Source organism: Pseudomonas sp. SIMBA_068, assembly GCF_046534705.1.
Classification (GTDB): Bacteria; Pseudomonadota; Gammaproteobacteria; order Pseudomonadales; family Pseudomonadaceae; genus Aquipseudomonas; species Aquipseudomonas putida.
The window spans coordinates 1-252 of the sequence record NZ_JAWRYI010001100.1; the positions used below are offsets into that span (position 1 = coordinate 1).

At 60.3% G+C, this 252-nt stretch carries 1 pseudogene; it reads left to right on the forward strand.

Annotated features, from left to right (window positions below):
• Positions 1-252, forward strand: a pseudogene (locus SB756_RS32880) (ABC transporter substrate-binding protein); the annotation flags it as partial.

The following is a 252-nucleotide window of genomic DNA, read 5'->3' on the forward strand; positions in this document are numbered from 1 at the left end:
TGGACTATGTGCTGGCTGGCCGCTATTCAGGCATGGCCATGGCCCAGAGCCTGGGTATGAGCAATGACCTGATCGCCCGTGGCCTGCCGGTGGACCGGCCAGGCCTGTACTTGGCCCTTTCACACAACTCGGCCTGCAATGACAGCTGGTTGCGTGGGCAATTGGCGAAAAAACTGACAGAATTGCCGATCTCCGGTGCGTCCGAGGCGGTCCTGCAACGAAATGTCGAGCGCTGGAAAGCGCAGTTGCAGG